This is a genomic window from Mycolicibacterium sp. XJ1819, from assembly GCF_053483675.1.
Genome location: NZ_JBEFST010000001.1, coordinates 143895 through 170030, shown reverse-complemented (window position 1 = coordinate 170030; position 26136 = coordinate 143895). Strand labels below are relative to the sequence as shown.

26 protein-coding genes are annotated in these 26136 nt (G+C 67.2%); 13 read left to right on the top strand and 13 right to left on the bottom strand.

Annotated features, from left to right (window positions below; genetic code table 11):
• The first annotated feature begins 3 nt into the window (after nucleotides 1-3).
• The 5 genes from ABQE89_RS00820 (at nucleotide 4) to ABQE89_RS00800 (ending at nucleotide 5370) form a co-directional block, all read left to right on the top strand.
• Nucleotides 4-924, top strand: a complete 921-nt coding sequence (locus ABQE89_RS00820; protein ID WP_448413138.1) for an acetaldehyde dehydrogenase (acetylating) — start codon at nucleotides 4-6, stop codon at nucleotides 922-924.
• A complete protein-coding gene (gene dmpG, locus ABQE89_RS00815; protein ID WP_448413136.1) occupies nucleotides 921-1979 on the top strand; it encodes a 4-hydroxy-2-oxovalerate aldolase in 1059 nt (352 codons plus the stop codon). The genes ABQE89_RS00820 and dmpG overlap by 4 nt, the downstream gene beginning before the upstream one ends.
• A gap of 67 nt (nucleotides 1980-2046) precedes the next feature.
• A complete protein-coding gene (gene trhA / locus ABQE89_RS00810) occupies nucleotides 2047-2775 on the top strand; it encodes a PAQR family membrane homeostasis protein TrhA (protein ID WP_448413133.1) in 729 nt (242 codons plus the stop codon).
• A 15-nt stretch (nucleotides 2776-2790) separates the two neighbouring features.
• Nucleotides 2791-4878 carry a RecQ family ATP-dependent DNA helicase gene (locus ABQE89_RS00805; RefSeq protein ID WP_448413131.1) on the top strand — a complete coding sequence of 696 codons (2088 nt, stop codon included), beginning with the start codon at nucleotides 2791-2793 and terminating at the stop codon, nucleotides 4876-4878.
• 84 nt (nucleotides 4879-4962) lie between these two features.
• Nucleotides 4963-5370, top strand: a complete 408-nt coding sequence (locus tag ABQE89_RS00800; RefSeq protein WP_448413129.1) for a hemophore-related protein — start codon at nucleotides 4963-4965, stop codon at nucleotides 5368-5370.
• 85 nt (nucleotides 5371-5455) lie between these two features.
• On the opposite strand, the gene ABQE89_RS00795 is transcribed toward ABQE89_RS00800, so the two are convergent.
• On the bottom strand, nucleotides 5456-6370 hold the full coding sequence (locus ABQE89_RS00795; protein WP_448413127.1) for an IclR family transcriptional regulator: 915 nt from the start codon (nucleotides 6368-6370) through the stop codon (nucleotides 5456-5458).
• Between the two features lie 84 nt (nucleotides 6371-6454).
• Between ABQE89_RS00795 and ABQE89_RS00790 the strand changes: the two genes are divergently transcribed.
• The 3 genes from ABQE89_RS00790 to ABQE89_RS00780 are packed head-to-tail and all read left to right on the top strand — an operon-like array spanning nucleotide 6455 to nucleotide 9504.
• Nucleotides 6455-7582, top strand: a complete 1128-nt coding sequence (locus ABQE89_RS00790; RefSeq protein WP_448413125.1) for a hypothetical protein — start codon at nucleotides 6455-6457, stop codon at nucleotides 7580-7582.
• Nucleotides 7583-8365: an SDR family oxidoreductase gene (locus ABQE89_RS00785; protein ID WP_448413123.1), complete on the top strand. Its 783-nt coding sequence runs from the start codon at nucleotides 7583-7585 to the stop codon at nucleotides 8363-8365.
• A complete protein-coding gene (locus ABQE89_RS00780; protein WP_448413121.1) occupies nucleotides 8362-9504 on the top strand; it encodes a sulfotransferase family protein in 1143 nt (380 codons plus the stop codon). Before ABQE89_RS00785 ends, ABQE89_RS00780 begins: the two co-directional genes overlap by 4 nt.
• Nucleotides 9505-9514: 10 nt before the next feature.
• On the opposite strand, the gene ABQE89_RS00775 is transcribed toward ABQE89_RS00780, so the two are convergent.
• From ABQE89_RS00775 to ABQE89_RS00735, 9 genes are all read right to left on the bottom strand, one after another.
• Nucleotides 9515-10165, bottom strand: a complete 651-nt coding sequence (locus tag ABQE89_RS00775; RefSeq protein WP_448413119.1) for a sensor domain-containing protein — start codon at nucleotides 10163-10165, stop codon at nucleotides 9515-9517.
• Between the two features lie 20 nt (nucleotides 10166-10185).
• Nucleotides 10186-10608: a hypothetical protein gene (locus ABQE89_RS00770; protein ID WP_448413550.1), complete on the bottom strand. Its 423-nt coding sequence runs from the start codon at nucleotides 10606-10608 to the stop codon at nucleotides 10186-10188.
• A 44-nt stretch (nucleotides 10609-10652) separates the two neighbouring features.
• Nucleotides 10653-11807: a 3-ketosteroid-9-alpha-monooxygenase, oxygenase component gene (locus ABQE89_RS00765; RefSeq protein ID WP_448413117.1), complete on the bottom strand. Its 1155-nt coding sequence runs from the start codon at nucleotides 11805-11807 to the stop codon at nucleotides 10653-10655.
• A gap of 84 nt (nucleotides 11808-11891) precedes the next feature.
• Nucleotides 11892-12524, bottom strand: coding sequence for a hypothetical protein (locus ABQE89_RS00760; protein WP_448413115.1), 633 nt, complete (start codon nucleotides 12522-12524; stop codon nucleotides 11892-11894).
• Nucleotides 12525-12543: 19 nt separating this feature from the next.
• Nucleotides 12544-12960, bottom strand: coding sequence for a nuclear transport factor 2 family protein (locus tag ABQE89_RS00755; RefSeq protein WP_448413113.1), 417 nt, complete (start codon nucleotides 12958-12960; stop codon nucleotides 12544-12546).
• Nucleotides 12961-12963: 3 nt separating this feature from the next.
• Nucleotides 12964-13818, bottom strand: coding sequence for a TIGR03619 family F420-dependent LLM class oxidoreductase (locus ABQE89_RS00750; protein ID WP_448413548.1), 855 nt, complete (start codon nucleotides 13816-13818; stop codon nucleotides 12964-12966).
• 20 nt (nucleotides 13819-13838) lie between these two features.
• Nucleotides 13839-15008, bottom strand: coding sequence for a thiolase family protein (locus ABQE89_RS00745; protein WP_448413111.1), 1170 nt, complete (start codon nucleotides 15006-15008; stop codon nucleotides 13839-13841).
• On the bottom strand, nucleotides 15008-16075 hold the full coding sequence (locus ABQE89_RS00740) for a thiolase family protein (RefSeq protein WP_448413109.1): 1068 nt from the start codon (nucleotides 16073-16075) through the stop codon (nucleotides 15008-15010). Before ABQE89_RS00740 ends, ABQE89_RS00745 begins: the two co-directional genes overlap by 1 nt.
• 9 nt (nucleotides 16076-16084) lie before the next feature.
• The gene (locus ABQE89_RS00735; RefSeq protein WP_448413107.1) at nucleotides 16085-17089 is read right to left on the bottom strand and encodes a Zn-ribbon domain-containing OB-fold protein; all 1005 of its coding nucleotides are present in this window, start codon (nucleotides 17087-17089) and stop codon (nucleotides 16085-16087) included.
• Between the two features lie 49 nt (nucleotides 17090-17138).
• Between ABQE89_RS00735 and ABQE89_RS00730 the strand changes: the two genes are divergently transcribed.
• From ABQE89_RS00730 to ABQE89_RS00720, 3 genes are read left to right on the top strand one after another with little or no spacing between them, the layout of a single operon-like run.
• Nucleotides 17139-18170, top strand: a complete 1032-nt coding sequence (locus tag ABQE89_RS00730) for an LLM class F420-dependent oxidoreductase (RefSeq protein WP_448413105.1) — start codon at nucleotides 17139-17141, stop codon at nucleotides 18168-18170.
• A 54-nt stretch (nucleotides 18171-18224) separates the two neighbouring features.
• Nucleotides 18225-18956 carry an acetoacetate decarboxylase family protein gene (locus ABQE89_RS00725; protein ID WP_448413103.1) on the top strand — a complete coding sequence of 244 codons (732 nt, stop codon included), beginning with the start codon at nucleotides 18225-18227 and terminating at the stop codon, nucleotides 18954-18956.
• On the top strand, nucleotides 18953-20158 hold the full coding sequence (locus ABQE89_RS00720) for a cytochrome P450 (RefSeq protein WP_448413101.1): 1206 nt from the start codon (nucleotides 18953-18955) through the stop codon (nucleotides 20156-20158). The genes ABQE89_RS00725 and ABQE89_RS00720 overlap by 4 nt, the downstream gene beginning before the upstream one ends.
• A 29-nt stretch (nucleotides 20159-20187) precedes the next feature.
• On the opposite strand, the gene ABQE89_RS00715 is transcribed toward ABQE89_RS00720, so the two are convergent.
• Nucleotides 20188-20988 carry a crotonase/enoyl-CoA hydratase family protein gene (locus ABQE89_RS00715; RefSeq protein ID WP_448413099.1) on the bottom strand — a complete coding sequence of 267 codons (801 nt, stop codon included), beginning with the start codon at nucleotides 20986-20988 and terminating at the stop codon, nucleotides 20188-20190.
• Nucleotides 20989-21056: 68 nt separating this feature from the next.
• Between ABQE89_RS00715 and ABQE89_RS00710 the strand changes: the two genes are divergently transcribed.
• Together ABQE89_RS00710 and ABQE89_RS00705 are read left to right on the top strand one after the other, a co-directional pair.
• A complete protein-coding gene (locus ABQE89_RS00710) occupies nucleotides 21057-22709 on the top strand; it encodes a medium/long-chain-fatty-acid--CoA/3-oxocholest-4-en-26-oate--CoA ligase (RefSeq protein ID WP_448413097.1) in 1653 nt (550 codons plus the stop codon).
• Entirely contained in the window at nucleotides 22709-23830 is a 1122-nt protein-coding gene (locus tag ABQE89_RS00705; RefSeq protein ID WP_448413095.1) for an NAD(P)H-dependent flavin oxidoreductase, read from the top strand. The genes ABQE89_RS00710 and ABQE89_RS00705 overlap by 1 nt, the downstream gene beginning before the upstream one ends.
• Before the next feature lie 73 nt (nucleotides 23831-23903).
• Here the strand turns inward: ABQE89_RS00705 and ABQE89_RS00700 are convergent, their stop codons facing one another.
• Together ABQE89_RS00700 and fadD17 are read right to left on the bottom strand one after the other, a co-directional pair.
• Nucleotides 23904-24602 (bottom strand): envelope biogenesis lipoprotein LpqN, encoded by a 699-nt coding sequence (locus tag ABQE89_RS00700; protein ID WP_448413093.1) that lies wholly within the window; start codon nucleotides 24600-24602, stop codon nucleotides 23904-23906.
• 33 nt (nucleotides 24603-24635) lie between these two features.
• The gene (fadD17, locus tag ABQE89_RS00695; protein WP_448413091.1) at nucleotides 24636-26135 is read right to left on the bottom strand and encodes a long-chain-fatty-acid--CoA ligase FadD17; all 1500 of its coding nucleotides are present in this window, start codon (nucleotides 26133-26135) and stop codon (nucleotides 24636-24638) included.
• Nucleotide 26136: the final 1 nt, after the last annotated feature.

The following is a 26136-nucleotide window of genomic DNA, read 5'->3' as shown; positions in this document are numbered from 1 at the left end:
GTTATGCCGAACAAGGTTTCGGTCGCGATCGTCGGATCGGGCAACATCAGCACCGACCTGCTCTACAAGTTGTTGCGCTCGGAGTGGCTGGAGCCGCGCTGGATGATCGGCATCGACCCCGACAGCGAAGGCCTGGCCCGTGCCCGCAAGCTCGGGCTGGAAACGTCGCACGAAGGCGTGGACTGGCTGCTGGCCCATCCCGAGAAGCCCGACATGGTCTTCGAGGCCACCAGCGCCTACGTGCACCGCGACGCGGCGCCGCGCTACGCCGAGGCCGGTATCCGCGCGATCGACCTCACCCCGGCGGCGATCGGACCCGGGGTGATCCCGCCGGCCAACCTGCGCGCGCACCTGGATGCGCCCAACGTCAACATGGTCACCTGCGGCGGGCAGGCCACCATCCCGATGGTCTACGCGGTGAGCCGGGTGGTCGAGGTGCCCTACGCGGAGATCGTCGCGTCGGTGTCGTCTGCCTCGGCCGGTCCGGGGACCCGGGCCAACATCGACGAGTTCACCAAGACCACCAGCGCCGGGGTGCAGAACATCGGCGGGGCCCAGCGCGGCAAGGCGATCATCATCCTGAACCCGGCTGAGCCGCCGATGATCATGCGCGACACCATCTTCTGCGCGATTCCCGAGGATGCCGACCACGCCGCGATCACCCAGTCGATCAAGGACGTGGTGGCTGAGGTGGCCACCTACGTGCCGGGTTACCGGTTGCTCAACGAGCCGCAGTTCGACGAGCCGTCGGTGGTCAACGGCGGCAACCACGTGGTGACGGTGTTCGTCGAGGTGGAGGGTGCGGGCGACTATCTGCCGCCGTACGCTGGAAACCTGGACATCATGACCGCGGCAGCGACGAAGGTCGGCGAAGAAATCGCGAAGGAATCTCTCGCCACTACCGCTCGAGGAGCACAGGCATGAGCACCGAGCAGATCTACTTCAACCCGATCTGGGACGTCCGGATGACCGACACGTCGCTACGTGACGGCAGCCACCACAAGCGCCACCAGTTCACCACCGACGAAGTGCACGCGATCGTCTCCGCGCTCGACGCCGCCGGGGTGCCGGTCATCGAGGTCACCCACGGCGACGGGCTGGGTGGATCCAGCTTCAACTACGGCTTCTCCAAGACCCCCGAGCAGGAACTGATCAAGCTGGCCGCCGAGACGGCCAAGGAGTCCAAGATCGCGTTTCTGATGTTGCCCGGCGTGGGCACCAAGGAGGACATCAAGGAAGCGCAGAACAACGGAGGGTCGATCTGCCGTATCGCGACCCACTGCACCGAGGCCGACGTGTCGATCCAGCACTTCGGGCTGGCCCGCGAACTCGGGTTGGAGACCGTCGGCTTCCTCATGATGAGCCACACGATCCCCCCGGAGAAGCTGGCCGCCCAGGCCCGGATCATGGCCGACGCGGGCTGTCAGTGCGTCTACGTCGTGGACTCCGCCGGTGCGCTGGTGCTCGAGGGCGTGCGCGACCGGGTCGCGGCGTTGGTCGCCGAACTCGGTGACGACGCCCAGGTCGGTTTTCACGGCCACGAGAACCTCGGCCTGGGTGTGGCCAACTCGATCGAGGCCGTGCGCGCCGGCGCCAAGCAGATCGACGGCTCGTGTCGCCGGTTCGGCGCCGGGGCGGGCAATGCGCCCGTCGAGGCGCTGATCGGGGTGTTCGACAAGATCGGCGTCAAGACCGGTATCGACTTCTTCGACATCGCTGATGCCGCCGAAGAAGTCGTCGCCCCCGCGATGCCCGCCGAATGCCTGCTCGACCGCAACGCGCTGATCATGGGCTACTCCGGGGTGTACTCCAGCTTCCTCAAACACGCCATCCGCCAATCCGAGCGCTACGGCGTACCCGCCCACCAACTGCTGCACCGCGCCGGTCAACGCAAACTCATCGGCGGCCAGGAAGACCAACTCATCGACATCGCCCTGGAAATCAAACGCGAGCAGGAGGAGGCGGCGTCGACGTCCTGACCCGCCGCGTAGCCGGCTCGCTGCTCCTCGACCCGTACGCTGATCGGATGTCGGCGCGGTCCCGGCGATGACGCGACCGCTGCTTGCCGGCCCCCGCGACATCGGAGACGCCCTGACAGACCAGATCGCGACACGTACCGCGGTCGTTTCCGTCGCCGATCCCAGGCCACGCGCACGCGGGATGATTCATCTCGGTGCGGCCGCGATAGCCGCGGTGGCCGGGACGGTGCTGGTCCCGGTCGCGTGGATCGCCGGGTCGTCGCGGGCCGGCTGGGCGACGCTCGTATACGTCGTCGCGATGGTCGGCATGTTCTGCGTCAGCGCGACGTACCACCGCGTCAGCTGGGTCTCCGCCACCACGGAGAAGTGGATGATGCGCGTCGACCACTCGGCCGTGTTCGTGTTCATCGCCGCCACCTACACGCCCGTTGCGCTGATGGCCGTGCCACCTCACGTCGGTGCCGACATGCTCACCATTGTGTGGACGGGAGCGGCGGCAGGCGTCACGCTCAAGATGCTGTGGCCGTCCACGCCCCGGTGGGTGGGCCTGCCGCTGTACCTGCTGCTCGGGTACGTGGCGATCTGGTTCGCCGAAGTGCTGCTGCACGGCGCGGGGTTCGCCGCAATGGTGCTGCTGGTCGTGGGCGCCGTGCTCTACAACGTCGGCGCCCTTTTCTACGGCGCGCGGTGGCCGAACCCCTGGCCTCACACATTCGGTCATCATGAGCTTTTCCATTCATTCACCGCGGTCGCGGCGGCCTGTCACTTCGCCGCGATCTGGCTTGTCGTCGCGTAGTTGCACGATGGAGCAATGACCAACCGCGACCAGGCGCAGGCCCTGCTCGAAAAACTGGCGGGGCCGCAGGCCACGTTGCGCGACGACCAATGGACGGCCATCGAGGCGCTGGTGGTGCACCGGCGCCGCGCCCTGGTCGTACAGCGCACCGGCTGGGGCAAATCCGCGGTGTACTTCATCGCCGCCAAGCTGCTGCGCGCCGAGGGGCACGGCGCGACGGTGATCGTGTCGCCGCTGCTGGCGCTGATGCGCAACCAGGTGGCCGCGGCCGAACGGGCGGGCGTAGTTGCGGCGACGATCAACTCGAGCAACGTCGCCGACTGGGATGACATCCACCAGCGGGTTCGCGGCGGTGACCTCGACGTGCTGCTGGTCAGCCCGGAGCGGTTGAACAACCCCGACTTTCGTGACGCCGTGCTGCCCGCGCTGGCCCGCGACGCCGGGCTGGTGGTGGTCGACGAGGCGCACTGCGTATCGGACTGGGGCCACGATTTCCGCCCCGACTACCGCCGGATCCGCACGCTGATCGCCGAACTCGGCGCCGACATCCCGGTGCTGGCCACCACCGCCACCGCCAACGACCGGGTCGTCGACGACGTCGCGGCGCAACTGGGCGTCGGTGGCGGCGAGACGCTGGTGTTGCGCGGCGGACTCGACCGGCAGTCGTTGCGGCTGTCGGTGGTCAAAGCGGGTAACCCCGCTCAGCGGGCGGCATGGCTTGGCGCACATCTGGATTCGTTGCCGGGCTCGGGCATCGTGTACACCCTGACCGTCGCCCAAGCCCACGACATCGCCGCGCTGCTGCGCGAGCAGGGGCACCCGGTTGCGGCCTACACCGGTTCGACCGAGGCCGCTGAACGTGAACAACTGGAGGCGGACCTGCTGCACAACCGGGTCAAGGCGTTGATCGCGACGTCGGCGCTCGGCATGGGATTCGACAAACCCGACCTCGGGTTCGTCGTACACCTCGGCGCCCCGTCCTCACCGATCGCCTACTACCAGCAGGTCGGCCGCGCCGGCAGGTCGACCGACAGCGCGGAGGTGATCCTGCTGCCGGGCCGCGAGGATCAGGACGTGTGGCGGTACTTCTCGTCGGTGGCGTTCCCGTCGGAAGCCATGGTGCGCAAGGTGATCGGAGAGCTGGACACCGATCGCCCGCAGTCGACGGCCGCACTGGAGCCGCTCGTCGACCTCAACCGGACCCGGCTGGAGATGGTGCTCAAGGTGCTCGACGTCGACGGCGCGGTGCGGCGCGTCAAGGGCGGCTGGATCGGCACCGGCCAACAGTGGGCCTACGACGAGCCGCGGTACCGAAAGCTCGACGAGGCGCGCAAACGTGAACAGCAGGCCATGCTCGACTACCAGAGCACCGACGGCTGCCGGATGACGTTTCTGCGTGCGCAACTCGACGACCCGGAACTCGACGGGGAACAGCGGTGCGGCCGCTGTGACAACTGCACCGGCTCGCGGTACGACGCCGTCGTCGACGCGAATGCCGAACAGGACACCCGGCAGCGGCTCATGCGGCCCGGCGTCGAACTCCCCGCGCGCAGACAATGGCCGTCGGGGCTGGACAAGGTCGGGGTGGCGCTGCGCGGGCGGATCACCGACGGCCCCGCGCCCGGCCGGACCGTCGGCAGGCTGACGGACCTCGGGTGGGGCGCCCGGCTTCGAAAGCTGCTCGACGGACCCGACGGACAGGTGCCCGATGATCTTGTGCGCGCCGCGGTGGCGGTCCTGGCGTCCTGGGACTGGGAGGTGCGCCCGACCGCGGTGATGGCGCTGGATTCGCACACGCATCCGCTGTTGGTCACCTCGCTCGCCCGGGAACTCGCCCGCCTCGGCCGACTCACCGACCTGGGGGTTCTGCGGTACGCGCCGGGCAGAGGGCCGGTGACCGCCGCGAACTCCGCCTACCGCGTCGCCGCACTGCAGGCAGCGTGGGAGCCGCCCGATCCCGCGCTGATCGGCGAGGCGGGCGGTCCGGTGCTGCTGGTCGACGACGTGACCGACACCGGGTGGACGTTGACGATGGCCTCGCGGGTGGTGAGAGCCGCGGGCGCGCCGGCCGTACTGCCGTTCGCGCTGGCCGCCGTGAGCTGAACTGGGCTTTGTTTAGCCCGCCCCCCACACCGGTTACGCCTCCGGGAGCGACCATCGAGTCGCAGACCGAAGGAGTGAAAATTCATGAAGATGTCCGCAACGACCGTTCGACGCGGTCTGTACGGAATGTTCGCCGGGGGTCTGCTTGCTTTCGGGTCCGCCGCGATCGTCGTCCCGGTGGCCAGCGCGCAGCCGGCACCCAGCGATGACGCGAACACCTGCAGTGTCAGCGCCATCGCCGACACCTCCAGCACGGTGTCGGCCTCGACCAGCAGCTACCTGCAGTCGAACCCCGATGCCAACGAGGCGCTGACGCGGATCACCACGCAGTCGCCTGCCGACACGACGGATGCGTTCCGCGCGTACTTCGCGCAGAACCCGCAGGTGGAGTCGGCGTTGAAGACGATCAACGAGCCGGCCATCGAACTGGCCACCCACTGTGGCGTCGAGGTGTCGCCGACCCCGCTGACGGAGGCGCTGAGCGACCTCTGAGGAGACCCAACTGAATAGCGCGGGCAGCATGGGCGGTGCCGCCGTCCACCGCTCCTGCCCGCAAGCTCATCGCGCTGACCTCGCGTCAGCGCGATGAGTCTGTTTCGGGCTTCACCCCACCGAGCTGGGTGGTCACCGCGTCGGCCGTGACCACTAGTGCGCGTGCGCGCTCGGTGATCTCGGTATCGGTCAACGCCGCGCCGATGTGCATCGAGGCGACCATGACCTGCCGCTGGTAGTGGTCGTAGACCGGGGCGGAGATCACGCTGATGTCATGTCGCTTGCGGGCACCGGAGTTCTCGGCGCGCAGATACACCCGCTCGCCGATGTCGGACACCAATTCGCCCAGCAGCGCCCGCAATTCGTCGGGCAGGTCGGTCGACATGCCCGCCATCAACGAGTACAGCCGTCGGCCGCCGGGGGTGAGGCGTTCGACGAGATAGCCCTGGGCGCGGCATTCGGCGACCACCCGGTCGAGCCGGCCGGAGTCGGTGCGCAGCGCCACGGTGGGCTCCTTGGCCAGCCAGTTGCGCTCGGCCTCGTCGTCCCACAGCACGAACATCAACCCGACCGGCGGCGCGAACGGATAGCTCTGACCGATCTCCACGCCGGGATCGGCGCCCGTCGGCGCGACCAGGTCCAGCACCGTGATGCGCTCGTCGATCACACCCGACAGCGCCGCGGTGACGCCGAAGCGCGCCGAAAGCCGGCGCAGCTGCTCCCTGGCCGCGGGGCTGACCCGCAGCGCCTCCTGCGCGCGGTGCCCCAGTGTGATCAGCGACGGGCCCAGCCGATAGGTCTTGTCGGCGTCGCGCACCAGGTAGCCGGCCTCGGACAAGGCGGTGACGATGCCCAGGCAGGTCGGCTTGCTCACCGCCAACCGTCGCGCCAGTTCCGAGACGCCGTACCGCTCACCCGGGTGGGCGGCCAGGAAGTCGAGCACGCGCACGACCCGCTCGGTCGGCGGCGACCCACGGCTGGAGGGAGGGGTGGCAGCCACGGGACGAGGATACTCTCGATCCAAATATGGAACAATGCGGTCGATATATTGACTACTGGTAGAACGCGTTCTAGTTTCGTGGGCGTGCACTCCCAGCCATTGATCGACGCGATCGCCGAAGCCGAGCATCTCGTCGCCCACGCACCGTTCATCGAATCCGAGGCCGATCTGCTCGAGGGCCTGCAGTACCTGGCCGGCTGCATCTCGGCATGCGTGCATCTGGCCTTCGACTACGACCGCGACCATCCGTTCTTCCAGTCCGGCACCGGGCCGTTCACCAAGATGGGCCTCGACAACCCGGACACCCTCTACTTCGGTACCCGCGTGCAACCCGGTCACGAATACGTCGTCACCGGAAAGCGCGGCACCACCACCGACCTGAGCTTTCAGCTGCTCGGCGGTGAGTACACCGACGACAACGTGCCCGCCAGCCAGGCGGCGTTCGACGATCGCGAACTCGACATCGCCGACGACGGCACCTTCGAGTGGCGGGTGACCCCGAACAGCCCGTCGCAGTTGTTGGTTCGCGAGGTCTACAACGACTGGTCCGCCCAGCGCGGGCACATCAGCATCGCGCGGGTCGACACCGCTGGCACCGCGCCGCCACCGCTGACCCGCGAGACGATCGAAAAGCGTTATGCCGTCGCGGGGAAGCAGTTGGTGCAGCGGGTCAAGACGTGGCTGCAGTTCCCGCAGTGGTTCTACAACAACCTTCCGGTCAACACGATGGTGGCGCCGAGGCTGACACCGGGCGGGCTGGCCACCCAGTACTCGTCGGCCGGTCACTTCGACCTGGCGCCCGATCAGGCGATGATCGTCACCCTGCCCGTCACCGACGCGCCGTACCTCGGTTTCCAGCTGGGCAGCCTGTGGTACATCTCGCTGGATTACATCAACCACCAAACCTCGCTGAACGGCACTCAGGCGCAGGTGGATCCGGACGACAAGATCCGGATCGTGGTGTCAGACGCCAACCCCGGCGTGACGAACTGGTGTGAGACGCTCGGGCACCGCAAGGGCTACCTGCAGTTCCGCTGGCAGCGGCTGTCGCGTGAGCTGACCGAGGCCGACGGCCCGACGGTCGAGGTGGTCGATGTCGATGAGGTAGCCGACCGACTGCCCCACTACGAGAGCAACAAGATCTCCGACGAGGACTGGCGGGCCCGGATCGCGCTGCGCCAGAAGCAGATCGCCGACAGGATGGTGGGCTAGATGGTGGAACTGCTCAAAGACCGGGTCGTGGTCATCAGCGGCGTCGGTCCGGCGCTGGGGACCACGCTGGCGCGGCGGTGCGCCGAGGCGGGCGCCGACCTGGTGCTGGCGGCCCGCACGGTCGAGCGCCTGGACGATGTCGCCAAGCAGGTCACCGGTCTCGGCAGGCGGGCGGTGACGGTGGGCACCGACATCACCGACGCTGCGCAGGTCGACAACCTCGTCGCACGGACGATGGAGGCCTATGGCCGGGTCGACGTGTTGATCAACAACGCGTTCCGGGTGCCGTCGATGAAGCCGTTGGCCGACACCACCTTCGAGCACATGCGCGAAGCGATCGAGTTGACGGTGTTCGGCGCGCTGCGGCTGATTCAGGGTTTCACCCCCGCGCTGGCCGAGGCCAACGGATCTGTCGTCAACGTGAACTCGATGGTGGTGCGGCATTCGCAGGCCAAGTACGGCGCGTACAAGATGGCCAAGTCGGCGCTGCTGGCGATGTCGCAGTCGCTGGCCACCGAACTCGGCGAACAGGGCATCCGGGTGAACTCGATTCTGCCCGGCTATATCTGGGGTGGCACGCTGGAGAGTTACTTCACCCATCAGGCGGGCAAGTACGGCACCACGGTGGACGAGATCTACCAGGCCACCGCCGCCGCGTCGGATCTCAAGCGGCTGCCCACCGAGGACGAGGTGGCGTCGGCCATCCTGTTCATGGCCAGCGACCTGTCCAGCGGCATCACCGGACAGGCACTCGACGTCAACTGTGGGGAGTACAAGGCGTGACGCGCACCGACGTCGGCACCGTCGACGACCTGCACGCCTCGGCGACCAAGGCGTGCGGGCTGGATGACTTCGGCCCCGATGACGACAACTACCGCGAGGCGCTCGGTGTCCTGCTGGAGTCGTTCCGGCGCGACGCGGACCTGACCGAGTTCGGCAGCAAGATGAACCGGTTCTTCGTGCGCAACGCGCTGGTGGCCCGGCTGGTGTCGCAGGCGGCGTGGAAGCAGTATCCACAGCACGCCGACGTGGCCATCGAGAAGCCGATCTTCGTCACCGGACTGCCGCGCACCGGGACCACCGCCATGCACCGCTTGCTGGCCGCCGATCCGCGCCATCAGGGCCTCGAACTGTGGCTGGCGGAGTTCCCGCAGCCCCGGCCGCCCCGCGAAACCTGGCCGGACAACCCGGTTTTCGCCGAACTCGACGCCCGCTTCAAGAAGGCCCACGAGGAGAACCCGGATTACACCGGCCTGCACTACATGACCGCCGACGAGGTGGAGGAGTGCTGGCAGTTGCTGCGGCAGTCGCTGCACTCGGTGTCCTACGAGACGCTGGCCCATGTGCCCACCTACTCGCAGTGGCTGGCCAACCAGGACTGGTCCAGACCGTACCGCCGGCACCGCAAGAATCTGCAGTTGATCGGGTTGAACGAACCCGAGAAGCGCTGGGTGTTGAAGAACCCCAGCCACCTGTTCGCGCTCGACGCCCTGCTGGCGACCTATCCTGACGCGTTGGTGATCCAGTGCCACCGGCCGGCCGAGACGATCATGGCCTCGATGTGCTCGCTGGCCCAGCACACCACCGCGGGTTGGTCGAACACCTTCACCGGTGAGGTCATCGGCCGCGACGCACTGGAGACCTGGTCGCGAGGGCTGGAACGATTCAACACCGTTCGCGCGCAACACGATCCGGCCCAGTTCTACGATTTGGACTACTTCGAGTTCGTCAAGAATCCGATCGGCGCCGTCGAGCAGGTCTACCGCCATTTCGGCATCGAGTTCACCGACGACGCCCGAGCGGCGATGGAGCGTAGTCACCGGGAGAGCCAGCAGGGCCCGCGCGCTCCCAAGCACACCTACTCGCTGGCCGACTACGGGTTGACCGACGAACAGGTCAGGGAGCGCTTCAAGGGCCTGTGACCTCGCGGGCTCAGGCGGTCAGGTTGGCCAGTTTCTCGATGCGCTCCAGCGCATCACGGGCCAGGGTGGCGACGTCGTAGCCGTTGACGTAGCCACACGTCGAGATCTCCACGGCTGCGTTGTGCGCGGCGACGTACGCGCTGTCACACGCCCAGTCGTCGGCCCTAAACGACCACAGCAGGATGTTCGGTGACCCGGAGTCGACCGCGGGCAGCAACTCGAATACGTATTCGCGGCCGCGCATGCTGACGACGGTGAACGGCTCGCCGCGGCAGGACTCGATGGTGCGGTTCGCCTCGGCCAGCGCACTTCTCGGATCGAAGTCGGCGGCGAACACCCCGACCATCTCCTCGATGTAGACCTCCGGATTTCCGTCGGCGACCCAGTGGCCACCGTCGGTGGCCGCCGGGTCGTGATCGAAGATGAACGGCGGATCCACCTCCTTCGCCACGCCGGTGCACTCCTGCGGGTCGACCGTCACGAACAGGTTGCCGTCCTTGTCCTGGATGTCCGGGCTCAACAGGTCGGCGACCTGACCTTCGACGATCGGCGCCACCGGCGGTGCGGGCCGCGGGGCCGGTGCGTCGACCACGCGGGTGCAGCCCGCGACGGCGAGCAGACACCCGAGCACCGCGATCCGCCATGTTCGAGGAGATTTCACGTCTGCGCGCCGCCGAACGCCTAGCCGTCGCCGGGGGCGGGCGCCGAGGAGGACTCTTCCAGACACCCCTCGGCGACCGCGTGCTTGATGCTGTCGGCCAACCTCGGGCATGCGGGGGAGCGGGCGGGGTCGCCGCCCGATTCACGAATCTCGGTGAAATAGGCGCAGCGGCGGGAGGCCGCGGTATTCCACTGCACCGCGGTGTGGGCCGGCCCGAGCTTCTTCACGTTCACCGACACGTGGCAGAACCGGCAGTCGACCGAGACCAGGCCCGACGTCAGGTACCGCTCGCGGTCGCGGCGGGTGGCCTCGCGCAGCGCTGCGGCCCGGTCGTCGGCGAATGCTGGCGCCTTCGACCAGGTGCCGCCGCCGGTGGTATCGCCGCGGCGGTGGTCATGGTCGTGATCGTCGTGGTCGTCATGGCCGCCGTGCAGCAACACCATCGCCCGGGCCAACCGGTCGATGTCGGGTGCGTTGCGCTCGTCGGTCACGACTTCTGGTCGGCGCTTTCTTTCTCTTCGGCTCGACGCTTGAGGTTCTCCTCGACCTCCACGTGCCATTTCTCGTTGGCCGCGGTGGTGTCCACCTCGATCTCGAAACGGTCGGTCATCTCCGGTGTCACGTCGGCGACGTCGACGTAGAACTGCTGATACCAGCGGCGCATCTGGTAGACCGCACCGTCCTCCTCGACCAGCAGCGGGTTGTCGATGCGCGTCTTGTGCTTCCAGATCTCGACGTCCTGCAGGAAGCCCTTGCTGACCCCGTCGGTGAACGCGGACGCCAGCTTGTCGGTGGTCTCGTCGTCGAGGCCCTTGGGCTTCTCGACGATGACGCCCCACTGCAGCACGAACGAGTCCTGCGTGACCGGGTAGTGGCAGTTGATCAGGATGGACTCGGCCTTGTAGTCGCCGTAGGTGTTATGCAGCCAGTTGATCATGAACGACGGCCCGAAGTAGGACGCCTCCGAATCCAGGTGTGCCTCACCGTAAGTCGTGCCCATGTCGGAGACGTCCGGGCGTCCGACATTGTGCAGGTACTGCGAGGCGATGTGACCCTCGAACACGTTCTTGAAGTACGTCGGAAGGCCGAAGTGGATGTAGAAGAAATGCGCCATATCGGTGACGTTGTCGATGATCTCGCGGCAGTTGGCGCCCTCGATGAGGATCTTGTTCCACCGCCATTCGGTCCACTCCGGGTTGGCGGCCTCGGGGATCTCCGGAATGCGCACCTCGGGCTGGGGCGGGTTGCCCTCGTGGTCGTGCCAGACGAACAGCAGGCCGCCGCGCACGTCGGTGTGCCATGCGCGGGTGCGGGCCAGCCGCGGCGTGCGCTTGGCGTAGGGCACCAGCTTGCACTTGCCGTCGCCGCCCCACCGCCAGTCGTGGAAGGGGCAGGCCACCTCGTCGCCCTTGATGGTGCCCTGGGCCAGGTTGCCGCCCATGTGCCTGCAGTACCCGTCGAGGACCTTGACGTCGCCCTTCGAGTCGGCGAACACCACCAGCATGGTGCCGAAGATCTCGACGCCGTGCGGCTTACCGTCGAGGTAGTCCTGCACCGGCCCTAGGCAATGCCAGCCTCGCGCGTACCGGTCAGGTAGGGCGCCGGTGTCGATCTCACGAATTCCTGCGGCTTCGCTAGTCACGGTGGCCTCCGGGTTCTGGGTCTCTAACTAGAACACGTTACAGTTTTACCCCTACCAGGCGCAATCCAAACGGTCGCGTGGCCGCTATCGCAGGCCGGTACGGAGGGCGATCTCCTGCATCTTGCCGATCTTGATGACGAACTGGTCGGTGGTGGCGTCACCGAGGGCGCTCTGAAATTCCAGGCGCACCAGGGCCGGACCGTGCGTGAACAACAGCAGGGTGGCTGCCTTGGTGCCGTCCAGCGACGTGCCGACGGCCATGGTGCCGTCGGTGCCGACCGGGACGGGCCGCGGTGTGGCGTCGGCGACCACCGTGTTGATCCTGGGTAGGGAGTCGCGCAGCGTCTTGGTCGCCGTCTCGGCGTCCGGATAGATCACGATCGTGTCCGCGATCGCGCGGGTGTCGTCCTGATTGACGAACAGGGCGCTGGCCCCGGGCAGCCCGTCCGGGCCGGGGTTCTTCGAGCTCACGGTGAAGGTGTCGGTGTCATCGCTGAGATCGGACGCCGCAAGCAGCAGGTGACCGTAGTCCTCGGTGGTGTCGCTCTCGTCGGTCGGGCCGGTGGTGGGGGCGGCCTGCGCCGACGAGGTCGTCGGCGACGGTGTTGGAGTGCCCGTTCCCGGATCGGGGCCGAGGGTCTCACAGCCGAGCGCTGCGGCACAGATCAGCGCCGTCGCGGAGACGGCGGTCAACGACTTCAAGGCGGTGAATCGCATGCACCACCCAACGTACTGGCTAGATCTTGCGTGCGCTGGCCCCTACGCGGTCCAGTTCCCAGTACGCGCGCAGGGCGACGAGCTTGCCCTCGTCGTTGACGCGGTAGGTGAACACACCCTCGGCGGTGACCTCGTAACCGGCGGAGCGGATCACGATGTTGCCGACGTTGCCTTCCTCGTTACCGCACTGGTAGGTCTTCTCGAAGTTGAACGTCAGCTCGCTGGGTGCGATCGCCTTGTCGTAGAACGCCGCGATCGCCTCCTTACCCCGGTGGCCCTTGCCCTCGGGGTCGAAGTGGGACGGCCCGATGGGGTCCTCGACGACGGCGTCGTCGGCGAAGTTGTCCAGCCAGGCCTGCTTGTCGTGGGCCATGGCCGCTTCGCGGGATCGTTTGCCCGCCAGGTGGACCGGGGCGTCGGGGTTGGTCACGGTCATGTGTCAGTCCTGCCAGCCGGAGTGAATGTAGGTGTCGGCGTAACGCTTCATCGAGTCCCGTTTCGCCTCCAGTGGCGCGTCGAAGCCGAGGCCCTCGAAGATCCACGGCATGACGATGTTGTCGGTGACGCCGGCGTCGGCGAGCTCACGGTGGCCGTTCACGTCGAACTTGTCGATGCACACCACCTGGAATTCGAACGGTGTCTCGGCCCGACCGTATTCGGCGCGCAGCGCGTTGAGTTTGCCGATGGTCTCGGCGATCTGCTCGGCGGTCATCATCGCGCTGCTCCAGCCGTCGCCGACGCGAGCGGCGCGGCGCAACGCGACGTCGGTGTGGCCACCGACGTAGAACGGCACCGATTCGGTGGGGGCCGGGCTCATCTGCAGCGTGTCGAAGTCGTAGAACTCCCCGTGGTACTCCACCATCCCGCCGCCGAGAACGAGCTTGATCACCTCGATCATCTCGTCGACACGCTTGCCACGCCTGGCGTAGGGCTGCCCACACCACTCGAACTCCTCGGGTGCCCAACCGATCCCGACGCCGAAACCGAACCGGTTGTTGGTCAGGTTGGCCACCGATCCAACCTGGCGTGCCAACAGCAGCGGGTGGCGCGAGCCCAACTTCATCACGTTGGTGTAGAACCGCAGCTTCGAGGTCACCGCGCCCATCGCGGCCGCAGCGATCAGCGGGTCGACCCACGGGGTGTTCTCGTCCCACATCCGCGAGCCGTCGGCGGTGTAGGGGTAGTCGGCCGACTGCTTCTCCATGTAGAAGATCGAGTCCGGCAGCGCGATCGACGCGAATCCCACTTCCTCTGCGGTTCTTGCCAGTTCGATCAGCTGGTCGATCGGGCACATCGGGACCGCGCAGGTGTATTTCACGACTTGTCAGCTCCGACGACCCACATCGAGTAGTACTGCGACCCGCCGCCGTAGGCGTGGCCCAGCGCCTTGCGGGCGCCTTGGACCTGGTGCTCGCCGGCCTTGCCCATCACCTGGATCGCGGCCTCGGCGAACCGGATCATGCCCGAAGCGCCGATCGGGTTGGACGACAGCACGCCGCCGGAGGGGTTGAACGGGATGCGCCCGCCGATCGCGGTCTCACCCGCCTCGGTGAGCTTCCAACCCTCGCCCTCGGGCGCGAACCCCAGATTCTCCAGCCACATCGGCTCGAACCACGAGAACGGCACGTAGACCTCGGCGACGTCGATCTCGTCGATCGGGCTCTTGATGCCCGCGGCCTTCCACAGCGCGGCGGCGGCGTCGCGTCCGGCCTGCGGGTTGACCTGGTCGCGGCCCGCGTAGGCCAGCGGTTCGGTGCGCAGCGCGGTGGCGTGGATCCAGGCGACCGGATGGCCGTCGGCCACCCGCGCGTCGGCGGACGCCTCGTCACCGATGACGATCGCGCACGCCCCGTCAGACGACGGGCACGTCTCGTCGAACCGGATCGGATCCCACAGCATCTGCGAGGCCATCACCTTCTCCAGCGTGATGTCGGGCTGGTGCAGGTGGGCCAGTGGGTTCTTCGCCCCGTTGAGCCGGTCCTTGACCGCGACCATCGCGCCGATGTGGGTGGGGGCACCCGACCGGCGGATGTAGGCCCGCACGTGCGGTGCGAAGTAGCCACCCGCACCCGCACCGACCGGCTTGGTGAACGGCACCGGAATGCTCAACGCCCACATGGCGTTCGACTCCGACTGCTTCTCCCACGCCATCGCCAGTACCCGGCGGTACTTACCGGACTTCACCAGGCTGGCCGCCACGATGGCGGTCGATCCGCCGACCGAACCCGCGGTGTGCACCCGGATCAGCGGTTTGTTCGTGGCACCCATGGCGTCGGCCATGAACAACTCGGGCATCATCACGCCCTCGAAGAAGTCCGGCGCCTTGCCGACCACCACCGCGTCGATGTCGGCCATCGTCGCGCCCGAATCCGCCAGGGCCTTGTCGATCGCCTCGCGGACAAGGCCGCTCATCGACACGTCGTGGCGTTTGGAGACGTACTTGGTCTGCCCGGTGCCCAGCACCGCCGCCCGATTGCCCGCCATCAGTCGCGTCCTTCCAAGACCGCCACCAGGTTCTGCTGCAGCGCGGGACCGCTGGTGGCATGGGCCAGCACCCGCTGGGCCGATTTGTTCCAGATGTGTCGGGCGGCGAAACCGATGCGTTCCAGGCCCGCGGAGAACATCGGGTTGGCCGCCAGCGCGCCGCCGGACGGGTTCACCTTCGTCGACGACGGCAGCCCGATCGCCTCGGTCAGCAGCAGGTGCTGATGGCTGAACGGGGCGTGGATCTCGGCCACCTCGATCGAGGCGGTGTCACCGCCGGTGGCCGCCCGGGCCGACGTCGCCGTCGACGGCGAGGTGGTCAGGTCCCGCGCACCCAGCACCGGGGTGTCGATGCGGTGTTCGAAACCGGTGATCCACGCGGGGTTTTCACGAAGCGTCCTGGCCCGGTCGCCCGCTGCCAGCACGATCGCCGACGCACCGTCGGTGATGGGCGCGATGTCGTGACGGCGCAACGGATCGGCGAAGTAGGGTCGGGCCAGCAGTTCATCGACGCTTTTCGCCGGCTTCTCGGAGTCGACGCGGTCGGCCGCCGCGAACGAGTCCAGCGCCACCTGCGCCATCTGCTCGGCGGTCCACTTGCCCGAATCCAGGCCCAGCCGTGCCTGCAGGCCGGCGATCGACACCGCATCGGGCCACAGCGGCGCCACGGTGTAGGGGTCGGTCTGCAGCGCCAGGATTCGGCGCAGCACACCGGCCGACGATTTGCCGAAGCCGTACACCAGCGCGGTGTCGACCTCGCCGGTCAAAATCTTGATGTAGGCCTCGTAGAGCGCCCATGCCGCGTCCATCTCGACGTGCGACTCGTTGATCGGCGGGACGGCGCCGATGGAGTCGATCGCCGAGATGAACGAGAACGCCCGGCCGGCAAGGTAGTCCGACGACCCCGAGCACCAGAACCCGATGTCGGTCTGCTTGATGCCGAGTTCTTCGTAGATGGTGGCGAAGCACGGCATCAGCATCTCGACGCCGTTGGTGGTGCCCTCGGTGCGGCGCACATGTGGTGCATGAGCGAAGCCGACAACCGCTACTTCAGTCGAGCCAGTCATGGGAGCCCTTCACAGGTGGTGCTTGTAGGAGTCGTATTCGGCGTCGGGTTCGCCGGTGGGCCGGAAGTAGTCGATGTTGTCGATCCCCAGACCCCACTGGTCGCGCGGTTTCCAGACCGCCTGTACCCGCATGCCCATCCGGACCTCGGCCGCGTCGATCTCGGTGACCAGATGCAGAAACGGGATGTCGGCTCCGTCGAGCAACACGTAGGCGGCGACATACGGCGGCTTGATCCGCTGCCCGGCGAACGGGATGTTGATCACCGCGAACGTGGTCACCGTGCCCTTGTCCGGCAGCTCGACGAACTCGTCGAGTGCCATCCCGGTGGCCGGATCGGCCTCCCTTGGCGGGAAATACACCTTTCCGGGCTTGCCGTCGGGGCCGCGGCGGCTGCGCGCACCGAGCAGCTTGCCCTCCTCGAGCGCACGCAGAAACGTGCTCTCCGGAAGCGAGGCGGTGTGCTGGATCTCGATCGACGACGGCGAGACCTGCACCGTCACCGGGTCGCGGTCGTCGGACTTGCCCTCGGGTTCGGCGTCCTCACCGGGCACGAAGTAGGCGATGTCGGTGATCGCCCCGACCGGTTCGTCGACCCAGTGGGCGTGCACCCTGGTCCCCGCGCTGACCGCGTCCGGTGAGCCGGCATCGACGGCGTGCAACATCGCGGTGTCGGCGCCGTCGAGTTTGATCAGCGCCCACGCGAACGGCCGGTCCAGCGGCTGCCCCTCCAGCGGGGCGGGCTGCCAGGTCCACGACAGCACAGTCCCGACGGCGGCCACCGGTACGATCTCGGTCAATCGTTCGTAGGTCACGGGGTCGAACTCGGCGGGCGGAACGTGCACCCGACCGTCGGAGCCACGCACGCCGAGGATGCGGCGCTCGCGCAGGGCGGTGAAGAACTCGCTAAGGAGTGGTCCTACTGAACGGGTGTAGTCGAATGAGAGCCTCAGCGGTGCCGACAGAGGCGGTTCATGCGGATCGATCTGCACCGGGCTGCCTTGGCTGGTGGTCACGGCATCGAGTAGAACAGGTTCTAACTATGGTTTCAAGAAGGGCGATCGGATGAAGCTCGGACTTCAGTTGGGGTATTGGGGTGCCCAACCGCCGGACAACCACGCTGAACTGGTCGCCGCGGCCGAAGAGGCCGGCTTCGACACCGTGTTCACCGCCGAAGCCTGGGGCTCGGACGCCTACACCACGCTGGCCTGGTGGGGGCGCGAAACCAAGCGGATGCGGCTGGGCACGTCGGTGGTGCAGTTGTCGGCGCGGACCCCGACCGCATGTGCGATGGCGGCGCTGACGCTGGATCACCTGTCCGGCGGCCGCCACATCCTCGGCCTCGGGGTGTCCGGGCCGCAGGTCGTGGAGGGTTGGTACGGGCAGCGGTTCCCCAAGCCGTTGGCGCGCACCCGCGAGTACGTCGACATCCTGCGTCAGGTGTGGGCTCGCGAGGCGCCGGTGCGCAGCGACGGCCCGCACTATCCGCTGCCGCTGACCGGTGAGGGCACCACCGGCCTGGGCAAGAACCTCAAGCCGATCACGCATCCGCTGCGCGCGGACATTCCGGTGATGCTGGGCGCCGAGGGACCCAAGAACGTCGCGCTCGCGGCGGAGATCTGCGACGGCTGGCTGCCGATCTTCTACTCGCCGCGCATCGCGGGCATGTACAACGAGTGGCTGGACGAGGGCTTCGCCCGCCCAGGTGCCCGCCGCAGCCGCGAGGACTTCGAGATCTGCGCGACGGCGCAGGTGGTGGTCACCGACGACCGCGCGGAGATGATGGAGCTGATGAAGCCGCACCTGGCGCTCTACATCGGCGGAATGGGCGCCGAGGACACCAACTTCCACGCCGACGTGTACCGCCGGATGGGTTACTCCGAGGTCGTCGACGACGTCACCCGGCTGTTCCGCAACGACCGCAAGGACGAGGCCGCCAAGGCCGTTCCCGACGAGCTGGTCGACGACTCCGCGATCGTCGGCAACCTCGACTACGTGCGCGAGCAGATCAAGGCATGGGAGGCCGCCGGCGTGACGATGATGGTGGTCGGGGCCCGCTCGGTCGAGCAGATCCGCGACCTCGCCGCCCTGGTCTGACTGCGAGTAGACACTTCCTTGCCAGGTGTCTACTCGGCGTCTTAGATTGACGCGATGACCCAGCACACCATCGCAGGCACCGTTCTGACGATGCCGGTGAAGATCCGCAAGGCGCACCAGCACATGGCGATGTTCTCGGTGGACGCCGACGCGGCCCAGCGGCTGATCGACTACAGCGGCCTGACGGTCTGCCGTTATCTGCCGGGCCGCGCCATCGTGGTGCTGATGCTGATGCGATACGAGGACGGCGACCTCGGCCAGTACTACGAGTACGGCACCAACATCATGGTGAACCCGCCGGAGGACACCCGCGCGCCGGGCAGCTGGAGCCCGCGCGCGCTGCAGTCGGCGGGCGCCTTCGTCCACCACCTCCCCGTCGACCAGGCGTTCACCCTGGAGGCGGGGACCAAGATATGGGGTTATCCGAAAGTCATGGCGGACTTCACCATCCGTGACGAACGTACGTACTCGTTCGACGTGACCATCGACGGCCGGTTCGCCGTCGGCATGGACTTCCGGCGCGGGTTGGCCGTGCCGTCGCGGTTCACGTCCAAGCCGCAGGCTCATCCCACGTACTCCTACCGCGACGGGGTGGTGCGCCGCACGCTCGGCGAGATGACGCTTTCCGACGTGCGTTACCGGCTTGGCGGCGCCCGGGTGCGCCTCGGCGACCATCCGTACGCCAAAGATCTCGCGTCCCTGGGCTTTCCGAAACGCGCGCTCCTTTCGAGTTCGGCAGGCAACGTGGAGATGACGTTCGCAGACGCGCAGGAGGTTCACCCATGACCGCGATCACGCAACAGACCAAACCCGACGTCGACCTCACCGACGGCAACTTCTACGCCGGGGACTCGCGATCGGTTTACAAGTGGATGCGCGAGAACGAGCCGGTCTTCCGCGACCGCAACGGATTGGCCGCTGCCGCAACCTATGCCGCGGTGATCGAGGCGGAACGCAACCCGGAGTTGTTCTCCAACGCCGGCGGGATCCGCCCCGACCAGCCCGGCGTCGAGATGATGATCGAAATGGACGACCCGCAGCACCTGCTGCGCCGCAAGCTCGTCAACGCCGGCTTCACTCGCAAGCGCGTCAAGGACCTCGAGAGCTCGATCGAGAACCTGTGCGACATGTTGATCGACAAGGTGTGTGAGCGTGGCGAATGCGATTTCGTCTGGGACATCGCGGCCCCGCTGCCGATGGCCGTCATCGGCGACATGCTCGGCGTTCGGCCCGAGGAACGGGAGATGTTCCTGAAATGGTCCGACGATCTGGTCAGCTTCCTGAGCAGCACCGCAGACCCGGAAAAGTTCCAGCTGACGATGGACGCCTTCGCCGCTTACAGCGAGTACATGATGGGCATGATCGCGGCCCGTAAGGAAACGCCGACCGACGATCTGGTGAGTGTGCTGGTGCACGCCGAGGTCGAGGGCAGCAAGCTCGAGGACCATCAGATCGTCACCGAGGTGCTGTTGCTGTTGATCGGTGGCGACGAGACCACCCGTCACACCCTCTCCGGCGGCACCCGCCAACTCATCCTGCACCCCGATCAGCACGAGCGGCTGCGCAACGACCTGTCGTTGCTGCCCAACGCGATCGAGGAGATGCTGCGCTGGACCGCGCCGGTGAAGAACATGGCGCGCACCGTCACCGCCGACACCGAATTCCACGGCACCGCGCTGGCGGAGGGCGAGAAGATGATCCTGCTGTTCGAGTCGGCCAACTTCGACGAGAAGGTGTTCGGAAATCCCGACGTCTTCGACATCGAGCGCTATCCCAACAACCACCTGTCGTTCGGATTCGGTACACACTTCTGTCTGGGCAACCAATTGGCCCGACTGGAACTGTCGATCATGCAGACCAAGCTGTTGCAGCGGCTGCCCGATCTGCGACTGACCTCCGACGACGAACTACCTTTGCGCCCCGCCAATTTCGTGTCCGGGCTGGAGCGGATGCCCGTGGTGTTCACACCGTCGAAGCCGGTGAGCTAGTCCCAGTGCACGTGGCTGGTACCGAGCCGTCAGCGCATCTTGAAATTCGGCGCGCGCTTCTCCTTGAACGCCAGCGGGCCTTCCTTGGCGTCCTCCGACAGGAACACCCCGATACCGATCTTGGTGTCGATCTTGAACGCGTCGTTCTCGTGCAGCCCCTCGGTCTCGCGGATCGTCTTGAGGATCGCCTGCACCGCCAGTGGGCCGTTGTTGTTGATCACCTCGGCGATCTCCAGAGCCTTGTCCAGCGCTGTGCCGTCGGGCACGACGTAGCCGATCAAGCCCATGTCGCGGGCTTCGGCGGCGGTGATGTGACGGCCGGTCAGCAGCAGATCGCAGGCCACGGTGTAGGGGATCTGGCGCACCAGTCGCACGGCCGATCCGCCCATCGGGTACAGGCTCCATTTGGCTTCCGAGATCCCGAATTTGGCGCTCTCGCCCGCGATCCGGATATCGGTGCCCTGCAGTATCTCGGTGCCGCCGGCGATCGCGGGCCCCTCGACCGCGGCGATCAGCGGTTTGGTCAGGCGCCTGCCCTTGAGCAGCGAGTCGATCCGCGACGGGTCGAAGCTGCCGTCGGCGAACGAGTCGCCCGGCGGTTTGGCCGTCGCGGCCTTGAGGTCCATACCCGCGCAGAAGTAGCCGCCGGCGCCCGTCAAGATGGCCGTGCGGATCTCCGGATCGTTGTCGACGCGGTCCCAGGCCTCGACCATGATCGAGAGCATCTCGGTGGAAAGCGCGTTACGTGCCTCGGGCCGGTTCAGGGTCAGGATCAAAGTGTGTCCGCGCTGCTCAATGAGGGCGTCGGGACCTTTTTCAGGGGCACTCACGGGTGTCCGCCTTCCTGCACGATTGCCACAGACTTGTCTGAAAATGTAACACGTTCTAATTTAGAGTCGTGGCCCTGAACATCGCTGATCTTGCCGAGCACGCCATCGATGCCGTGCCTGACCGCGTCGCCCTGATCTGCGGCGACGAACAGCTCACCTACGCCCAGTTGGAGGACAAGGCCAACCGCCTGGCCCACTACCTGCGCGATCAGGGCGTCAAGAAGGACGACAAGGTCGGGCTGTACTGCCGCAACCGCAACGAGATCGTCATCGCGATGCTCGGCATCGTCAAGGCCGGCGCCATCCTGGTCAACGTCAACTACCGCTACGTCGAGGGCGAACTGAAGTACCTGTTCGAAAACTCGGACATGGTCGCGTTGGTGCACGAGCGTCAGTACGCCGACCGGGTCGCCAACGTGCTGCCCGAGACCCCGGCGGTCAAGACCGTGCTGGTGGTCGAAGACGGCTCAAGCGAGGACTTCAGGCGCTATGGCGGGGTGGAGTTCAACGAAGCGCTGCAGCAGAGCTCACCGGAGCGCGATTTCGGCGAGCGCAGCCCCGACGACATCTACCTGCTCTACACCGGCGGCACCACCGGCTTCCCCAAGGGCGTGATGTGGCGCCACGAGGACATCTACCGAGTGCTGTTCGGCGGCACCGACTTCGCCACCGGTGAGTTCGTCAAGGACGAGTACGACCTGGCCAAGGCCGCCGCCCAGAACCCGCCGATGGTCCGCTACCCGATCCCGCCGATGATCCACGGCGCCACCCAGTCGGCCACCTGGATGTCGCTGTTCTCCGGTCAAACCACGGTTCTGGCACCGGAATTCGAGCCCGAGCAGGTGTGGGCGACGGTGGAGAAGCACAAGGTCAACCTGCTGTTCTTCACCGGCGACGCGATGGCGCGGCCGCTGCTGGACGCGTTGCTGGCCGACCAGGCCAAGGGCAGAGACTACGACCTGTCGTCGTTGTTCTTGCTGGCCAGTACCGCCGCGCTGTTCTCCACCAGCCTCAAGGAGAAGTTCCTCGAACTGCTGCCCAACCGAGTGATCACCGACTCGATCGGCTCCTCGGAGACCGGCTTCGGTGGCACCAGCATCGTGGCCAAGGGCCAGTCGCACACCGGCGGTCCGCGCGTGACGATCGATCACCGCACCGTCGTGCTCGACGAGGACGGCAACGAGGTCAAACCGGGATCCGGGGTGCGCGGGCTGATCGCGAAGAAGGGCAACATCCCGGTCGGCTACTACAAGGACGAGAAAAAGACCGCCGAAACCTTCAAGACGTTCAACGGAATCCGCTACGCGATCCCCGGGGACTATGCGACGGTCGAGGCCGACGGCACGGTGACCATGCTCGGCCGCGGATCGCAGTCCATCAACAGCGGTGGCGAGAAGATCTACCCCGAAGAGGTCGAGGCCGCCCTCAAGGGACACCCCGATGTGTTCGACGCGTTGGTGGTCGGTGTGCCCGACGAGCGTTACGGCCAGTGCGTGGCGGCCGTGGTGCACCGTCGGCCCAACACCAACCCCTCGATGGCCGAACTGGATTCGTTCGTGCGCAAGGAGATCGCGGGATACAAGGTGCCGCGCAAGCTGTGGTGGGTCGAGGAGATCCACCGCACCCCGGCGGGTAAGCCCGACTACCGCTGGGCCAAGTCGGTCACCGAGCAGCGCTCCGCCGACGAGGTGCACGCCAACCACGCGGGAAGCCGCAACTGATGCGAACCGAGCTGTGTGACCGCTTCGGCATCGACTACCCGATCTTCGTCTTCACCCCGTCGGAGAAGGTGGCCGCCGCGGTCAGCAAGGCCGGCGGACTCGGGGTGCTGGGTTGCGTGCGCTTCAACGACGCCGACGATCTCGAGAACGTCCTGTGCTGGATGGACGAGAACACCGACGGCAAGCCCTACGGCGTCGACGTCGTCATGCCCGCGAAGGTGCCGCAGGAGGGCACGGCCGTCGACATCGACAAGCTCATTCCCCAGGAGCACCGTGACTTCGTCGCCAAAACCCTTCTCGACCTTGGCGTTCCGCCGCTGTCCGACGACGGTCGGCGAAACGAGGGCGTGCTGGGCTGGCTGCATTCGGTGGCGCGCAGCCACGTCGAGGTGGCGCTGCGCCACCCGATCAAGCTGATCGCCAACGCGCTGGGTTCGCCGCCCAAGGACGTCATCGACCAGGCCCACGAGCACGGTGTTCCGGTGGCCGCACTGGCGGGCAGCGCGAAACACGCTCAACGCCACGTCGAGAACGGTGTCGACATCGTCGTCGCGCAGGGCCACGAGGCCGGCGGGCACACCGGTGAGATCGGCTCGGTGGTGCTGTGGCCCGAGATCGTCGACGCCGTGGGGGCGCAGGCCCCGGTGCTGGCCGCCGGCGGTATCGGCACCGGCAGGCAGGTGGCCGCCGCGCTGGCGCTCGGCGCGTCGGGTGTGTGGATGGGCTCGGCGTTTCTGACCTCCGCCGAATACGACCTCGGCCACCGCAAGCCCAGCGGCGTGTCGACGATCCAGGAGGCGCTGCTGCGCGCGGAGTCCAGCGACACCGTGCGCCGCCGCATCTACACTGGTAAGCCGGCCCGGTTGCTGAAGTCGAAGTGGACCGACGCGTGGGATGCGCCGGAGGCGCCGGACCCGTTGCCGATGCCGCTGCAGAACATCCTGGTCAGCGAGGCTCACCAGCGGATGAACGACTCCGAAAACCCCGACACCGTCGCGATGCCGGTCGGTCAGATCGTCGGCCGGATGAACGAGATCCGCCCGGTCGCCGACATCATCGCCGAACTCGTCGCGGGCTTCGAGGAGGCCACCCGCCGCCTCGACGACATCCGCGACCGCTAATCGAACGCCGAGTGTCGGGTTGCTGCACGCGAATTCGAACCTCGCGTAACACAAGCCAACACTCGAGCGCCGATCAGAACCCGATCGTGGTCTGCTCGTCGATGATGTTGGTCGCGGCCCCGACGATCTCGGCCTGCTCCTCCAGCCCGTCGGCGTTGAGCTGCAGCACGAAGAGGCCGTCGGGGCCGGGGATCACCACCGTCTTCTGCGCCACGATCCTGGTCTGATCGTTCTCCGACCAGGTACCGCCGAGCTGGTAGGCCGGGTAATCACCCAGCGTGCTGGCCTCGCCGTCGTTCATCGCGCTCCAGCCCGGCAGGTTGCGCAGTTCGCCGGGCGCCAGATCGATGATCGTCTGCGGGTCGACGTCGCCGGTCAGCTTCGAGACCAGCGCGACGATGCTCGGCGTGTACTCGGCGGCCTCCGGACCGGTGTAGACGATGGCGCCGTACGCCCACTCCGGAGTGTCCTCGCCGGCCGGCTTCCAGCCCTCGGGCACCGGCAGGTCGATGACGGGCGAACCGGGGTCGCCCTGTCGCACCTGGGTCTCCTGGACGTTGTTCTCGGCGATGTAGCTCGCGATCGTCGGGTTCGGGCCGGTTGCGTCCTCGTCGCGCGGCGCGACCTTCGCCGTCGACGTGGCCGCCTCGGCGCTCGTCGTGGCGGGCTCGGTGGTGGCGGTTCCGGACTTGGTGTCCGAACCGCAGCTCGTCAGTATCAGGGCCAGAGCGGCAGCCACCGCCGCGGTCCCGGTGATGGCCGTCGCTCTCATGGATACGGAGAATAATCGACGAACTCGCCGCCGTTACCGGATCGGATACACCGGGTCGGCGGTGTCCAGGCCGTCGCCCGCCAACCGGCGTTTGATCACCTTGAAGGTCTCGGTGCGTGGTAGCGACGCGCTCACCCGTACGTAGGACGGCCACTGCTTGGGGCCGAGGTCGGATTGCCGCGCGAGAAACCCTCGGAACGCCTCCGCGTCGAAGGTGGCGCCCTCGGCCAGCACCAGCGCCGCCATCACCTGGTCGCCGACGTCGGGGGCGGGGATGCCGTACACCGCCACCTCGACGATGTCGGGATGACGCAGCAGCACCCGTTCGATCGGCGCCGAGCCCAGGTTCTCCCCGTCCACCCGCATCCAGTCGCCGAGTCGGCCCGCGAAGTAGGCGTACCCGTTCTCGTCCCGGTAGGCCAGGTCGCCGCTGTGATAGACGCCGCCGCGCATGCGCTCGGCATCGGCTTCGGGGTCGTTGTAGTAGCCCTCGAACCGGCCGGCGTCCGAGACGTTCACCAGTTCGCCGGTCACCCCGGGTGGGCAGGGTTGCCCGGTGTCGACGTCGACGATCTCGGTGCCCGGCGGCAGCGGGCCCAGCGCGCCCGGCGGGGTGTCCGGTGTGCGGGCGATCGCGATCCCGCCCTCGGTCGAGCCGAAACCGTCCATCACCACACAGTCGAAGCGCTGCGCGAATCGCTCGACGTCGGCGGGCGCGCCCTCGTTGCCGTACACCGCGCGCAGCGGGTTGTCGTGATCGTCGGGGCACTCCGGGGTGCCCAGCACATAGGACAGCGGCTTGCCCACGTAGTTGGCGTACGTCGCGCCGAAGCGCCGGACGTCGGGCAGAAATTGCGATGCGGAGAACTTGCGCCGCAATGCCAATGAGCCCCGGCAGGCCAGCGCCACCGACCAGCCCACCAACACCGCGTTGGAGTGGAACAGCGGCATCGAGACGTAGCACACGTCGTCGCCGCCCAGCCCGAACCGTTCGGTCATCGTCACGCCGGCGATCGCCACCTTGCCGTGGCTGCACTTGACCGCTTTGGGGTCGCCGCTGGTGCCCGAGGTGTAGATCAGCATGAACAGGTCGCCGGGATCGGCCCGACGGGGCAGCACCGGTTCGTCGGCGTGCGCGACGACCTCGTCGGCCCACTGTGCGGAGTCAACGTTGATGTGTTCGACGTCGCCCAGTGTCTCCGCCGACGCCGAATCCGCCAGCACCAGTTGGCAATCGGCGTGTGTGACGTCGCGTTGCAGCGCCGCACCGCGACGCACCGGGTTCAGCCCCACCGGCACGACGCCGGTCAGTCCGGCCGCAACCAGCACCGCCGAGAAGAACGGCGTGTTCTGCAGCAGCACGCCGACATGGGGCGGCCGGGCGGGGTCGAGTCGCGCACGCAATGCCGCGGCCACCGCCGCGCCGTGCTGCAGGTGATCGCGCCACGAGGTGAACTCGTCCTCGAAGTGCACCCCGCGATCATCGACCTCGATCAGTGGCGTCAGCAGATCCGCGACGGTGGGAAGACCCACA